The organism is Mammaliicoccus sp. D-M19 (assembly GCF_022386695.1).
Lineage (GTDB): Bacteria > Bacillota > Bacilli > Staphylococcales > Staphylococcaceae > Mammaliicoccus > Mammaliicoccus sciuri.
The window spans coordinates 500,383-515,945 of sequence record NZ_JAJNHW010000001.1; the positions used below are offsets into that span (position 1 = coordinate 500,383).

Annotated in this window: 10 protein-coding genes; 2 read left to right on the forward strand and 8 right to left on the reverse strand. The window is 31.4% G+C overall.

Annotated features, from left to right (window positions below; translation table 11 throughout):
- Positions 1 to 64 precede the first annotated feature (64 nt).
- From LQ675_RS02535 to LQ675_RS02570, 8 genes are all read right to left on the reverse strand, one after another.
- A complete protein-coding gene (locus LQ675_RS02535) occupies positions 65 to 1,192 on the reverse strand; it encodes a DUF418 domain-containing protein (protein WP_078355596.1) in 1,128 nt (375 codons plus the stop codon).
- Positions 1,192 to 4,830 carry a helicase-exonuclease AddAB subunit AddA gene (addA, locus tag LQ675_RS02540; RefSeq protein ID WP_232202020.1) on the reverse strand — a complete coding sequence of 1,213 codons (3,639 nt, stop codon included), beginning with the start codon at positions 4,828 to 4,830 and terminating at the stop codon, positions 1,192 to 1,194. The genes LQ675_RS02535 and addA overlap by 1 nt, the downstream gene beginning before the upstream one ends.
- Positions 4,827 to 8,297, reverse strand: coding sequence for a helicase-exonuclease AddAB subunit AddB (gene addB / locus LQ675_RS02545; protein WP_232202019.1), 3,471 nt, complete (start codon positions 8,295 to 8,297; stop codon positions 4,827 to 4,829). Before addB ends, addA begins: the two co-directional genes overlap by 4 nt.
- Before the next feature lie 96 nt (positions 8,298 to 8,393).
- On the reverse strand, positions 8,394 to 8,960 hold the full coding sequence (lepB, locus tag LQ675_RS02550) for a signal peptidase I (protein WP_048540120.1): 567 nt from the start codon (positions 8,958 to 8,960) through the stop codon (positions 8,394 to 8,396).
- Positions 8,961 to 8,979: 19 nt separating this feature from the next.
- A complete protein-coding gene (lepB, locus tag LQ675_RS02555; RefSeq protein ID WP_048540121.1) occupies positions 8,980 to 9,510 on the reverse strand; it encodes a signal peptidase I in 531 nt (176 codons plus the stop codon).
- Positions 9,507 to 10,121, reverse strand: coding sequence for a TVP38/TMEM64 family protein (locus LQ675_RS02560; RefSeq protein ID WP_048540123.1), 615 nt, complete (start codon positions 10,119 to 10,121; stop codon positions 9,507 to 9,509). Before LQ675_RS02560 ends, lepB (LQ675_RS02555) begins: the two co-directional genes overlap by 4 nt.
- Before the next feature lie 272 nt (positions 10,122 to 10,393).
- Positions 10,394 to 11,302, reverse strand: a complete 909-nt coding sequence (locus LQ675_RS02565; protein WP_239726636.1) for a nuclease-related domain-containing protein — start codon at positions 11,300 to 11,302, stop codon at positions 10,394 to 10,396.
- Positions 11,303 to 11,396: 94 nt separating this feature from the next.
- Positions 11,397 to 12,734, reverse strand: coding sequence for a glucose-6-phosphate isomerase (locus LQ675_RS02570; protein WP_058591476.1), 1,338 nt, complete (start codon positions 12,732 to 12,734; stop codon positions 11,397 to 11,399).
- A gap of 210 nt (positions 12,735 to 12,944) precedes the next feature.
- Between LQ675_RS02570 and LQ675_RS02575 the strand changes: the two genes are divergently transcribed.
- Together LQ675_RS02575 and argH are read left to right on the forward strand one after the other, a co-directional pair.
- Complete coding sequence (locus tag LQ675_RS02575; RefSeq protein WP_058591477.1) at positions 12,945 to 14,147, forward strand: argininosuccinate synthase; 1,203 nt, start codon at positions 12,945 to 12,947, stop codon at positions 14,145 to 14,147.
- On the forward strand, positions 14,144 to 15,517 hold the full coding sequence (gene argH / locus LQ675_RS02580) for an argininosuccinate lyase (RefSeq protein WP_058591478.1): 1,374 nt from the start codon (positions 14,144 to 14,146) through the stop codon (positions 15,515 to 15,517). The genes LQ675_RS02575 and argH overlap by 4 nt, the downstream gene beginning before the upstream one ends.
- The last annotated feature ends 46 nt before the right edge of the window (positions 15,518 to 15,563 follow it).

A 15,563-nucleotide genomic window follows, 5' to 3' on the forward strand; every position in this document is an offset into this window, starting at 1 on the left:
CTCCTTCTTATTCTTAATTTCGATTATACCGAATTTTTAGATAAATCGCATGCTTTTCAATCGATTATTTTAAATATGTTACTTTTCTCCATAATTTTTCCAATGGTCCTTGTTTAAATTTTAATAAATACAGATAGCTTAAGATAAGTTGCACGCAATAAATAACAATACCTATGATATAAATGGTTAAGACAGGTAACTTACCGTAGTAATTTAAACCAACACCATAGAATATTAAAATACATATTATGCTTTGTGAAATATAAGTCGTTAAGCTTAGTTTTCCGATAGATTGTAATGGCGTTAAAATTTTTCTAACTGTTTGATCTTCACATAAGATGACAAAGAACATAATATAGCTCAATGCAACAATTGGACCACCAATCATCTGACTCATTAATTGTGATGTTACAGAACCTTCTAACACGATTTGAATCATTTTAATTGCTAAACCTAAAATTAATACAACAACCCCTATCACCATATATAGATTTTTATGTTGTTTAATTTTGTTAAACCAATTAATTTGATGTGCATAAATGCCGAATAGCATAATCGGTAAAATAGAAAATGGTCCTACTAGAATGGCGTTCGCAATATTCATACCAAAATATTTCAAATTAAAGCCAATAATCGATACATAATCAGCACTTGATAATATATTATTAACTCTTTCTAATTCTTGTAATCCTACAAAGCTTTCTATTTGCGTGACATCTTTTAATAAAATCATTGGCAGTAAATATAACAGTACAAATATGCCGATTCCTATTGATAGTGCAACTAATGTATATTGTGGTTTTAAGCGCACAAATATGATTGCTATTAAACCTAACAATGCATATGTTGATAATATATCACCATAAAAAATGAATACGCCATGAATGATACCTAGCAGTAATAAAAATAATAATCTTCTTGTAATCATTGGATAGTAGTTTAATCCCTTATCCAAACTATTTTGATACATGATGGATAAACCGTAACCAAATAGAAATGCAAATATTGGATAAAATGAAGCGATTATAAATAATGAACTGATTTTAAACCATGCACCATCTTGATGTTGAAAAAATTCGAACGGATTGATGATTTGATATGGATATGCAAAGGTTAAAATATTCATAAGTAATATACCTAGTAAACTAAACCCTCTTAATGCATCAATACTAAATATTCTTTGTTTTGCCATTAATGATTCTCCTTGATGTGTTTCGTTCCATATTGAAAGAAGTATAAATAACCTTCAACTGGTTTCTTCAATATTGTTTCTAAAGTATTTTGATAATAACGCATTTGAACGTCATATTTTTGTTTCATCGTTTCTGCTACTTCTTCTTTTGTTTTACCTCTACGAACGATAAATGCATCTGTTTTATAATCTATAAATGATACTTTATCTCCTTCAATAAAAATACAATCTATCATCCCTTGGATAATCGGTTTATTATCTTTTTCAGAAACATCGAAAGATAAACCTTGATCGATATCATCTTGACCAACTACAAAAGGTACCTCTCTCATAACTTTATCCGCATTGACTAACCTTTTGTATAAATCAGACTTTGTAAACACTTCTATTAATGATAAATCTAAATCTTGCATAGCGTCATCAGGTAGTATTTCTTTATCCATCAACTCGTGTACAAGATTTTGTAAATCTTCTACAGTTAAACCTTCTTGTTTTAAAGGAAGATGTTGCATAACTGCATGCATCAAAGTACCAATTTCGGCACTTTGTCTTTTTTGTTTAGTCATAAACTTAGGTCTGTCATATGATTTAGTACCAAGCTGATATTGTCTTACAATTTGATAATCCGTTCCTGCTTCTTCAGTTTCGCGTTGACGTTTAATTTCAGAAACAGATTGTTTTGCTGCAATATTTAACAATTGTTCATCAGGATATTTGTACACCATCTGATTATAAATTTCATCCTTTTTCTCAGAAGGTATATAATTCATGAGTGTATCTAGAGTTGGCTTTTCGTATGAGATATCTTGTTCTTCATCTTGTTCTTCGTCACGTATGATATTGATATTAAAAGATTCACTTCGTTCAGATTTAAATGGCATTGAGTGTGATAGACCATTATCTTTCGATTTAGCAAGAACTGAGGAGATAAGATCAAATGGTGATTTCGCCTTCACTCTATATTCAGATTCAATCATTTCATCTTGATCTGCACTCACAAGCCCTATTTTTTCAAGTGCTTTATCACTTTTAACACGACCAATAAGATATAATCCCTCTTTGGCTCTTGTTAATGCGACATAAATCAATCTCATTTCTTCAGAAATCATTTCTGTTTCATTTATATTTTTAAATATAATAGATGCTAATGTTGGGAATGAGACTTCTTTTTCAATATTGAAATATGATAAAGCTAATCCATATCGATTATTTAAGATAACATGCTCTCTTAACTCAGTACGGTTAAATTCACGTGTAATACCTGAATAAATAACAAATGGAAATTCTAGCCCTTTACTACTATGAATCGTCATCATACGTACAACATCATCATTAGGACCTATCACACTTTCTTGTCCGAAATCTTGGCCACGTTCGATTAATTCATCAATAAATCTAATAAATTGGAAGATACCTCTTAAACTAGATGCTTCAAATTGTATTGCTTTATTTAATAAACCATATAAATTCTGTCTTCTTTGAACACCACCAGTAAGGCCACTAAAGTAAGAAATTAAATAATAGTCATTATATAATTTATCCAACAGTTGCCATACCGGAACAGATTTACTATATGCTTGATAGTTTTTCAATTGCGTTAAAAATTGATTAAGCTTTTCTACTAGTGCTGCATCCGCTTCTGCATTTGAAATATATTTATAAATAGAATCAATATAGTAAATTTCTTGTGGCGCTTTATTTCTAATTTCAGCAAGCTCATCTTCTTTAAACTGAAAAGCGATTGACCGCATAACACCGACTAAATATTTATCTTGCAATGGGTTATCTATCACACGTAAAAATGAAAGCATCAATCTAATTTCATTTTGTTCGAAGTAGCCTTTTTTCGATTCTACATAGAACGGAATATTCACTTCTTTAAATTGTTGTTGCAAGTGCATCGCATTACTATAACTTCTCTCAAGAATTACAATATCTTTGAATGTTGCTAGTCGATAACTTTGCGTTTTTCGATCATATACGCGTTTGTTATCTAATATATATTGCACTTTATCTACAATAGCCTTTGCTTCAATCAGATTATTATCTTCTACTTTAAAAGAATCTTGGACGATAATATCCATTTCTAGTGGCGTATGTTGTGAATCATAATCTGCACCGTAATACAATTTAGCTTCATCGTTATATTCAATTTCACCTACAACTTCATCCATCATATGAGAAAAAATATAATTCGTATTATCGAGCACTTCTTTTCTAGATCTAAAGTTCTTAGATAAATCGATCACTTCACCTGATGCTATTTCCTGATTATTAAATCGTTTATATTTTTCTATAAATAATTCTGGCTCAGCTTGCCTAAATTTATAAATGGATTGCTTCACATCACCAACCATAAATAAGTTACCATTATGCTCTTCTCCGCGTTTAATACAACTGATAATAGCCTCTTGTACTCTATTGGTATCTTGATATTCATCTACTAAAATTTCATCAAAGTAATCTCGATATTGCAAAGCAATTTCTGAAGGGTTGCCATCATCATCTGTCAAAATATCTAAAGCTAAATGTTCATAATCAGAGAAATCAATAATCCTTTTTTGTTGTTTAAGTGATTGGAAATATTTAATGACATCTTTAGTGATATCCGCAATCACTTTCACTCTTGGTCCCATATCTTTCATATCTTGAATTAAATCTTCTCTACTTCTGCTGAGATAACCTTCAGTCAGTTCTTTTAAGTGGTCAAGATAGGCTTTATGATAGTCTTTACCTAGTTCCAGTAATTGCTCTGATCCTTCATTTTCAGACTTAATCTTCGCACTATTTGTCGGTAATTTCTTTGCTGCCATATCTAAATGTATTTGATCAAGTAGCTTACTACCTTCAAATACGCGCTCTAACCAAATGCGTTCACCTTCAAGATACGTCACATGTTTATCGACTTCATTCAAGTGTTGATAGCAATCTATTGACTGATACAAAGCATTTTTAGCACTATTTAATTTACGATAAATAAGTTGGTCAAACATTTTAAAATAAGCGTGATTTTCATCAATTTGATCATATGGTTGAGCCAATTCATTTAACCACGCGAAAGGATCTGCATGTGCAATACTAAATCGATATAGACGGTTCAATAATGCTCTTAAAGGCTCGTCAGAACGGTCATTTGATAGATGCTCAACGATTGCTAAAAATGTCTGTTCATTCTTTTCATAATAGCTTTCTAACACATCATCTATTGCCTGTTCTAATAAAACAATACTCTCAACTTCATTTGCAGTTCTAAAGTTTGGGTCAATATCAATCGTGTCATAATGTGATTTAATTAATGTTAAACAAAAGCTATGAAGTGTAGAAATTTGAGCTTGATGAATTTTAATTCTTTGTGACTTCAAATGTTCATCTTCAGGATATTTAATACTTTCTTTTTGAATCGCAGCATTGACTCTTGCTTTCATTTCTCTCGCACTTGCGTTAGTGAAGGTTACAACAAGCAGCCTATTAACGTCTTGTTTGTTACGCATAATTTTTTGAATTATACGTTCAACAAGCACAGCTGTCTTACCGCTTCCCGCTGCTGCTGCAACAAGGATATCTTTCCCTTCGCTATATATCGCTTTCCATTGATCATCCGTCCACTGTACATCTATCGGTTTTTCTGGCAATGTCATTCTTCCGCCTCCTCTCTCAACATTTCGATAATTTCATCTTTCGTTAATGAATGTTCGATTTCTCTATATTGCTCTGTATCAGTTATAGGATCGATGTGACAAACTGATTTAAATTCACAAAATTGGCATGGTAACCTCTTTTGATATCGCATAGGCGAAACTTCTGTATGCCCATCCATAATTTGTGTAGCTGTTTCAACAAAGTTTTCTCTATTTTTATTCATTAATTTGAAAAATAGTTCTTCATCTAAAGCTTTACTATAACTATTTAATTCACCATTTTTCTTTTTCGTAACAGGGATCATGTCAGATTTTAATTGGTCTATCAATTTATCATCAAGCGCATCGACTACTTCAGGATTTCTATTCACATATCCATCCATTTTGAATTTTTCAATAGTTTGTTGATAAATATCATCTACTTCTGGAATTTCTCCCCAACTTGTTGCTTTAATTTCAGGTTCATGCACATGGAAATACAATAATGCACCAGGTGATACGTTATCTTGTAGATTTAACAAAGTTTTATTTTGGAGTACGACATCTAAATACGTAAACATTTGCATTTGCATACCATACATTACTTTAGTTAAATCTAAACTTGTCTCCGATGACTTATAGTCAATAATGGACACATAATCTTTATCTTTACCTTTATATACATCCAATCTATCAATTTGACCTCTAATATTAATTGGAATTTTTCGTTTCGTTGATAAAGGCGTCGTTTTTAATTGATGTTTAGATGTTGCACCAAAGTTTAATTCAAATTGATAGGCTTTGAATTTTGAATGACTTGTTTGATACTTCATTGCTTCTAATGTAGATTTCAAAATATTTTGGATGCGTAATTTTAAATATCTATAATGAGCAGTACGATGTAGTACATCAAATTGAATTTTAGGCAAGCTTTCATCGATAGCTTCGTTTATTAATTTGGCCATGGATTGTGTTGATAACTTACTAAAGTCACCATTTACTTCATCTGAAATATATTTCAATGTTTGATGGAATATATTACCGATATCAACACTTTGAATTTGATATTTCGTACGTTCGTTTAATTTTAAACCATGTGAAACATAATGTTTAAACGGACATTGATTATACGTTTCAAACCTTGATACACTGGCATTTATTTTCTGACCGTAAAGCGATTCTGATACATCTGTATTTAATTGGACTGTATCATTTTTATACGTTAAAGCTGATGTTAAAAATTGAACAGTATGGTCTAAATGATGAATATCTAATAAAGCATGATACGCATCTAGCCATATATCATTAACAATCTCATCATTCATCCAATCATTTAAATGTTCAAATATATGCATTTGACTTTGATGTTCATGTTCTAATAATTGAATAGGATTATTCTCTATATTTGATTTTAGAGATTGAACTTCAAGATTTGTAAATAATGATTGAATCGTATTGATAAATGGACTCTTTTCTCTAATTTCTCCACCATCGGACATTAAACTATATGTGAATACAACTTCTTTCTTAGCTCGTGTCATCGCAATATAACATACAAACGCTTCATCCATCTGTAAAATATCACTCGTCGGGCTTAATTCTAAACCGCTTGAAGTTGCTAATTCTTTTTTCTCATCGTCTGTTAATAACAACATTTGATTAGATACTTTCGGTAAGACACCGTCATTCATACCAAGCAAGAATACAATTTCTTTATTATCCACTTTGGCTAAATCCATATTACCGACTGTTACTTCATCTAATGTTTGCGGAATCATTGAGAATTCTAATTCATCTAGTCCTCTATCCAATATTTCAATGTATTCATTTAAAGAAAGTGTTACATCACCTAACACTTCTACGATGTCATCAAATATGCGTATTGTACCTTCCCATACTTGGTCAATTTCCTCTGCTTCTTCAAACTGATGCTTTATTTCTAATTCGTCGCGCATCGTCATTAAGTGCGTAGGTAAATCAAACTGTTCGATAACGCCATATAATCGATTCGTAAAGTCTTCCACTGTTTGACTATCAGCTAAAGCTTCGTTCAACTTTTCAATTCGATTCACAACATAATCTTTTAAGTCGATAACACTCTGAATTGTTTTTCTATCTTCTTCTATAAATGTATCTTCTTCTTTTCTTAATGATTTTTTGCCGAGTTTTTCAAAAGATTCAACTGTGAAAAATTCTGGATTCGTCCATCTCTTACCAGATATCCCTCTTTCAAATGCATAGTTTTCTAATATATCAATTAAGTATGACGCATTTGGGATATGGCTTGTTAAGATACCTGTCTTCAACATGCGCATGACAGGTTCAAATCTCCATCCAGTTTGAATAACTTCTAACATTGATCTTAAACATTCAATGAACGGATGATATGCCATTTTCTTTTTCGCGTCATGATTATAAGCAATATTAAAATGCGGTAATACCGTTTCAATCAGCTGCTCATAACCTGGATCACGATAAAGTATCGCTATGTCTTTGTAAGATAAATGTTCTTCTCTCGAACGTCTTAATATCTCTCTCGCAACGTATTGCACTTCGTCTCTCATATTGGATGTTTCAATAATTTTCAAACCTTCACTATCAATAGTATTCGGTAGCAATGCATCAAATTGACTTTCCAAATGCTTTAATACTTTTTGATTATTGAATCGTTCCGTTGTCTTAAAGTGCGTATAATTAATCTTAATTTGTAATGCATCCGCAATGTCTTCAACGTGATTGAGAGATTCCGATGTTTTTCTAAATAAGCTAAATGGATCTTTGTCTCCATCTGTCGTTAAACCGATTGTAACCGACTTACTATATTTAACTAAGGCTTCAATAACGCGATATTCGAGTGTTGAAAAGTTATGAAAACCATCTATATAAATATCTGCTTGTTTGATGTAGTCTGAATTTGGTATTTTCTCAATTAATTTATACAAGACATCTTCTGCTTGTACATAGCGGCCGTTTAATTGATCCTCTAACGCTTTATATATTGTTTCGATATCACTAAGTTTATCTTTCATTCTTTTAGGAATCGTTTCGTTGTATTCAATATAATGTGATAAATCATCAGGACTTACATTATATTTTTTAAAGTCTTTAATCTCATTCATCATTTTATGACTAAATCCATAATGTTGAATAGTAGACTGATATAAATTTAACTGTTTTTTATGTGTATGTAATAAGTGATATGTCAGCATTTCTAATGCTTCATCTGAAATTTGTTGTTCAACAAGACCACCTTCATCACTTAAAACTCTCCAACTTAATCTTTCAAATCCGAATACTGAAGTACGTATACTTCCTTTTAAATTAGGATTTTTAACAAATGCTTGTTCATATTGGAAGGTATTTTGAGTTGGTGTCAAAAATATAATTGGGTCTCCTAATGGATTTTCAATCATAGCTTTAGTCATTTGATTAAGCATTTGATTCGTTTTCCCGGTCCCACTTCGTCCAATCCATACATTTAATTGCATTTATTTCTACCTCCCTTACGTTCTCTTATTCATTTATTTTAACATAAAAAGAACACCTCACTTAATTTCAAAGCAAGGTGTTTAAGATCTTTTATATTAGTTTGTAGATGGATCAAAATTATAATGGAATTGGTTAATTGGCCAGAATCTTAATGCAACTTCACCAACAATGACATCTTTATCAATCAAACCAAATGAACGACCATCTTTACTTACTTCACGATTATCTCCTAAGACTAAATATTCATCTTTAGGAATTTTATTGGCACCATTTGAATTCACTAAATCTTTCACTTCAAAATTCTCTGTCAATAAATCACGTGACTTATTCGCTTTGTTTGCTTTTAAGTATTCTTCAGGTACTTTTTTATCATTTACATATAATTGATCATTTTCATATTTCACTGTATCACCAGGTTTACCGATAACACGTTTCACATAATCATCATTCTTGTTTGCGTGGAATACAATAACATCTCCGTTATCAATATCTCCCACTTTATATCCAATTTTGTTAACAATTACTTTTTCACTATTTTTTAAAGTTGGGTACATAGAATCTCCAGAAACTGTATATGTTACAAATAAGAATTTCTGTATCAGTAATACACATACAACTGCTACTGCAATCGCCACAACCCATTCAAATATTTCTTTTTTCAAAAATGCCACCTCATTATTATTATTTATCAAAATTCACATCTATTTGATTAAATGGATAATATCTTAAATTCACAGTACCAACGATATCATCTTCATGTACAAAACCAATTTCTCTTGAGTCTCTGCTATTGCTACGATTGTCACCTAATACTAGATATTCACCATTAGGAATAACATCACTTTTAGAGCCTTGAATGGTTCTTGTACTAAAATCATCAGTCTTTATATTATCATTTAAATAACGCTCATTTACATGAGTACCATTAATATACAGTTTGTTGTTTTTCATTTCAACTGTGTCGCCTGGCAACCCGATAACTCTTTTAATATAATCAGCATTTTTATTCGCATGAAAAACGATAACATCACCGTTATTAATTTGTCCAAAATTCTTAACAAGCTTATTAACGATTACTCTATCATTATCATGAAAAGTTGGTTTCATTGAGTCTCCGTCTACAACATAACCGATGAATAAAAATGTTCTTACAATAAATAATAATACTAACGCAATTATAATTGCAATTATCCATTCGAATATTTTTTTCATTTTTGACTCCTATTTTTTAAGCGTTTGTCAAAATATTTTTCTAAGCCTTTTCCAACTAGCCAGAGCACAAATATAATCACGACTACTATTATACTCTTTTTAGGACTTGCAAAAAAGGAATTTATATCGGCACCAATGAAACTTAATGTAAATATCATAATGGCTTTTGATAAAATTAACGCGATTAAATAGACTTGTTTACTAATGTTTGAAAAGGCACTAACCATATTAACTAAAGCACCTGGCGTAAATGGAAAGCACAACAAAATAAACAGTGGTCCGAATCCATGTTCATCAATCCACTGAATAAATCTTACAACTCTAGGCTGTTCAATAACCCTTTTCATAAAAGGCTTTTTAGAAATTACTCTAAAGATTATAAAGACTATATAACTTCCCGAAACAGTACCAGCCCATGTAATGATAAAACCTAACAATAATCCATAAGCATTTACATTAGCAATTACAAATAGAATGATTGGCAAAAACGGTAAGAATGCCTCAATAAATGGTAATAAAAATGCTATGAATATCCCGAACGATCTAAACGTTTCAATTAATTCAGTAATGTTCTCTTCACTGAACCAATTCATTAAATCTTGTATTAACATGTAACGCAACTTCCTTCTTAAATTTAGATTAATTATACCGATAAATGTGTAAATAGAAAAGTAAATTGACATCATACAAAAGTCGTATCTTTAGGAATGAGAAGGAATTCATTGGTTGGTAGGGGGTAATGATTGCTCAGTAGGAGGAATTTAGTTTATGGAGATAATGCTCCTGTTTTCGGGTCGCTATTTTTATTTATCGGCCTGAAATTCCTGTTTTCGGGTCGCTATTTTTATTTATCGGCCTGAAATTCTCGTTTTCGGGTCGATATTTATTCATAAGACATATATTTCGTTGATTTTGCTTTACCAACTCTTTTGAAATTTTTATATAGTATTCTTTTAATCGCGCTATTTGAGACCCCTGTCCACATTTCTGCTTCTTTTACTGAAAATGGTGCGCCTTTTAATAAATATAATTCTTCTAATGATTGAATAATAATATTCGTTCTATTCAATGCTCTCTTACAATGATGACATTTCAAATATTTTCGCTTATTAAATAATTCATCTACTCGAATCAACTTTCGACAGTTTGTACATCGAACGCCTCTTTTTAAATCTTTATATTCTATATTAAAATTTGGTATTTGATTTGTATTTAAAAATGGTTCGTGTAGGCTTTTTAGTTTACAGTATATCCATTTATTCTCTTCATATTTAAAGTTTTGTGATACCATATCTTTTATTTTATGTACCTCACTTTTTAAAATAATATTCATTCGTGATCGTAAATCACCATGTAACGTGAAAGTTGGATGTATAAAAACAACATAGCTTTCTACTTTGCGTTTTAATTTATATTTCTCAACGATTCTTTTTAAGCCTTCTTGAGCGACTTCATATTGATTAATAAGATCTTTAGATACAAAACCTGTACTTCTATATAGTTTGTGATTTTCAAAATAATAGTCACCTGTATAATTTTTAATTTCAAATTGGATGATGGCATCGTCTGTTATGACTACAAAATCAAATTGAATGTGATTATAATTTTTAATCTGTAAATCATACAGCCACCATTCTGCCCCATAGCTTTCAAGTATTTGAGCGAATGCTTTTTCGCCTTCGTACCCTTGCTTTGTGACTTGGTATTGTTCATCTATATTTTCAGGTAACTCATCCACCCTATTTTGCAATGCATCAATATAAGTTAAAAATAAATTTTTACGTATTTTCATAAAATATCACTCATTTCTTCAAAAAATTCAAATTCAAAATAAAAAAAGTCCTCCAAATTAAATTTGGGGACTTTTTTCTAAAATACGTTTCATATTATAGTCTATCTTCTAATTCTTTTTTCAAGTCTTCGAATCCTGGTTTACCAAGTAATGCGAACATATTTTGTTTGTATGCTTCAACACCTGGTTGGTTAAATGGATTCACGCCTAACATATAACCACTCATAGCACATGCTAATTCGAAGAAGTATACAACATAACCGAATGTATATGCATCTAATTGAGGAACTTTAACAACTAAGTTTGGTACGCCACCATCTGTATGTGCTAATAATGTTCCTTGGAATGCTTTCGTATTAACGAAGTCAACTGTTTCACCTGCTAAGAAGTTTAAACCGTCTAAATCGTCTTTATCTTCTTCAATTGTAATATCATGTTTAGGACTTTCAACTTTTACAACTGTTTCAAATAAGAAACGACGGCCTTCTTGTACATATTGACCAAGTGAATGTAAGTCAGAAGTGAAATTAGCACTTGATGGATAAATACCTTTGAAGTCTTTACCTTCAGATTCACCGAATAATTGTTTCCACCATTCACTGAAGTATTGTAAAGCTGGTTCGTAGTTGATTAACATTTCTGTTGAATATCCTTTTGCATATAAGATATTACGAATTGCTGCATATTGATATGCAATATTGTCATCAAGTTCTGAAGATGATAAATCTTCACGCGCAGCTGCAGCACCTTTCATCATATCTTGTATATCAATACCACTTGCTGCGATTGGTAATAAACCAACTGCTGTTAATACTGAATATCTACCACCAACATCATCTGGTACGACAAATGTTTCATAACCTTCACCAGTAGCTAAATCTTTTAAAGCACCTTTTTCTTTATCAGTTGTAGCAAAGATACGGTTTTTAGCTTCTTCTTTACCATATTTTTCTTCTAAAATTTTCTTAAAGATTCTAAATGCTACTGCAGGTTCAGTCGTTGTACCTGATTTAGAAATAACGTTAATAGAGAAATCTTTACCATCTATATACTCAATTAAATCATGTACATAAGATGAAGATAAATGATGCCCTACAAATATAATTTGAGGATTCTCACCTTTTTCATAATTAGCAAATGTAGAATTTAACATTTCAACTGCTGCACGAGCACCTAAATATGAACCACCAATACCAATTACAAGTAATACTTCAGATTGTTCTTTGATACGTTTAGAAGCAGCTAGAATTCTATCGAACTCTTCTTTGTCATAATCTACAGGAAGGTCAACCCATCCTAAAAAGTCGCTACCTGCTCCAGTCTTTTCATGTATAACATGATGTATATTTTTTACTAGATCACGTGATTGTTCTAACTCATGTTCACCAAAAAATGTTAAAGCTTTTTTATAATCAAATTGAATATGTGACATAATATCCTCCTATGTAATCTATATTTAATTTCAACAACGTCTTTATTTTACTCTAGTTTTCATAGGCTTTCAATTGAAATGCAACGATATACTTTTACATGCATAAATATTTAAAATAACTATTGAACATTCATTCCTAATATGATATTGTATGTTTATCGATTAAATATACAAAATATTAAATATTAATACAAAAGCGAGGTTTTTTTAATGACTAACAAAGTTGTATTGGCATACTCAGGCGGGTTGGATACGAGTGTTGCAGTAAAATGGCTAATTGAAAAAGGATATACAGTAATTGCATGTTGTTTAGATGTTGGTGAAGGTAAAGATTTAGAACTAGTTAAACAAAAAGCATATGATATGGGTGCAGAAAAATCATATGTAATAGACGCAACAAAAGAATTCAGTGAAGATTTTGTTGGTTATGCAATTAAAGGTAATACAATGTATGAAGGTAGTTATCCACTTGTTTCTGCATTGAGTAGACCACTTATATCTAAGAAATTAGTTGAAATCGCTCAAGAAGAAGATGCGATTGCAATAGCACACGGATGTACTGGTAAGGGGAATGACCAAGTACGTTTTGAAGTAGCTATTAAAGCATTAGCGCCTCATATTAAAGTATTAGCGCCAGTACGTGAATGGTCTTGGAGTCGTGAGGAAGAAATTGATTATGCTAAAAAACATAACATTCCAATTCCTATCAATTTAGATTCTCCATATTCAATTGACCAAAATTTATGGGGTCGTAGTAATGAGTGTGGTATTCTTGAAGATCCATTTGCGACACCACCAGAAGATGCTTATGATTTAACGAAACCAATTGAAGAAACACCTGATACATCAGAAGAACTTGAAATTGTATTTGAAAAAGGTTTACCTATTTCAATCAATAATAAATCATATCCGTTAGATGAATTAATCTTACAACTTAATGAAATTGCTGGTTTACATGGTATCGGCAGAATCGATCACGTAGAAAACCGTTTAGTTGGTATTAAATCACGTGAAGTCTATGAAACACCAGGTGCAAAGGTTATAATGGAAGCACATAAAGCATTAGAAACGATTACTTTAACTAAAGACGTTGCACACTTTAAACCTGTAATCGAAAAACAATTAGCTGAACAAATCTATAATGGATTATGGTTCTCTCCATTAACAGATAGCTTAAAACAATTTATCGATTCTACACAAACTCAAGTAACAGGTACAGTACGTGTTAAACTATTTAAAGGAAATGTAATCGTTAATGGACGTAAATCTCCATTTAGTTTATACAATGAAGCACTTGCAACGTACACTAAAGAAGACGCATTTAACCAAGAAGCAGCTGTAGGATTCATTGAAATCTTCGGTTTACCTACTAAGGTTAAAGCATTATTAGAAACAGAGGGTGTTTTAAAATGACAAAAAAAGCATGGGGTGGAAGATTCGAGTCTAACCCTGAATCATGGGTAGATGCATTTAATGCATCTATCCATTTTGATAAAAATTTAATTGATCAAGATATTCAAGGTAGTATTGCACATGCAACAATGTTAGCAGAGCAAAATATTATCAAAACTGAAGAATCAAATCAAATTATTCAAGGTCTAAAAGATATCCAAGCCGACTATTATAACGGTAATCTTGAGCTGTCTGAATCACTTGAAGATATTCATTTAAATATTGAACATGCTTTAATTCAGAAAATTGGTCAAGTAGGCGGTAAATTGCATACTGGTAGAAGTAGAAATGATCAAGTTGCAACGGATATGCACCTTTATACGAAACAACATGTTCAAGAGATTCTTACACTTATAGAATCTCTTCAAAAATCAATTCTTCATATTGCTGATGAACATGTGCATACCATCATGCCCGGTTACACGCACTTACAAAGAGCGCAACCTATATCTTTCGCGCATCATATCATGACTTATTTCTGGATGTTAGAGCGTGATAAATCGAGATTTAATGATAGTTTAAAAAGAATCGACATCAGTCCACTAGGTGCTGCAGCTTTAAGTGGTACAACGCACCCTATTGATAGACATCGTACACAAGAACTTTTAAACTTTAGCAGTTTATATGAAAATAGTCTTGATGCAGTTAGTGACCGTGATTATATCGTTGAAACTTTGCATAATATTTCATTAACGATGGTTCACCTATCAAGATTTGCTGAAGAAATTATTTTCTGGTCTACTGACGAAGCTAAATTCATTACACTATCAGATAGTTTTTCTACTGGATCATCGATTATGCCGCAGAAGAAAAACCCTGATATGGCAGAATTGATTAGAGGAAAAGTTGGCAGAACAACGGGTCATTTAATGAGTATGCTCGTTACTTTAAAAGGCTTACCATTAGCATATAATAAAGATATGCAAGAAGATAAAGAAGGACTGTTTGATGCCATTCATACGATTAAAGGCTCATTGCGTATTTTTGAAGGTATGATATCTACTATGCAAGTGAATAAAGAGCGTTTAAATGAAACAGTGCATAAAGATTTTTCTAATGCTACTGAGCTAGCTGATTATTTAGTAGAACAAAATATACCTTTTAGAGAAGCACATGAGATTGTAGGTAAAATTGTATTATGGTGCATTCAAAATGGAAAATATTTATTAGATGTACCATTAGAACAATATCAATCTTACAACGAACGTATACAAGAAAATGTATTTGATTACTTAAAACCTGAAAACTGTTTAAACCGTAGAAAAAGTTATGGTTCAACAGGTCAAGAGTCCGTCCAACATCAAATTAATGTCGCTAAAAAACTCATATAATCAAAAAACACACCATGCAAAATGGTGTGTTTTTATTGGTTAAGGC

Bases quoted from the DNA above. Each gene is read 5' to 3' on its own strand.
- addB (WP_232202019.1), bottom strand. From the start codon at position 8,297: ATGCAATTAAATGTATGGATTGGACGAAGTGGGACCGGGAAAACGAAT.
- LQ675_RS02565 (WP_239726636.1), bottom strand. From the start codon at position 11,302: ATGAAAATACGTAAAAATTTATTTTTAACTTATATTGATGCATTGCAA.
- addA (WP_232202020.1), bottom strand. From the start codon at position 4,830: ATGACATTGCCAGAAAAACCGATAGATGTACAGTGGACGGATGATCAA.
- lepB (WP_048540121.1), bottom strand. From the start codon at position 9,510: ATGAAAAAAATATTCGAATGGATAATTGCAATTATAATTGCGTTAGTA.
- LQ675_RS02570 (WP_058591476.1), bottom strand. From the start codon at position 12,734: ATGTCACATATTCAATTTGATTATAAAAAAGCTTTAACATTTTTTGGT.
- LQ675_RS02575 (WP_058591477.1), top strand. From the start codon at position 12,945: ATGACTAACAAAGTTGTATTGGCATACTCAGGCGGGTTGGATACGAGT.
- argH (WP_058591478.1), top strand. From the start codon at position 14,144: ATGACAAAAAAAGCATGGGGTGGAAGATTCGAGTCTAACCCTGAATCA.
- LQ675_RS02535 (WP_078355596.1), bottom strand. From the start codon at position 1,192: ATGGCAAAACAAAGAATATTTAGTATTGATGCATTAAGAGGGTTTAGT.
- LQ675_RS02560 (WP_048540123.1), bottom strand. From the start codon at position 10,121: ATGTTAATACAAGATTTAATGAATTGGTTCAGTGAAGAGAACATTACT.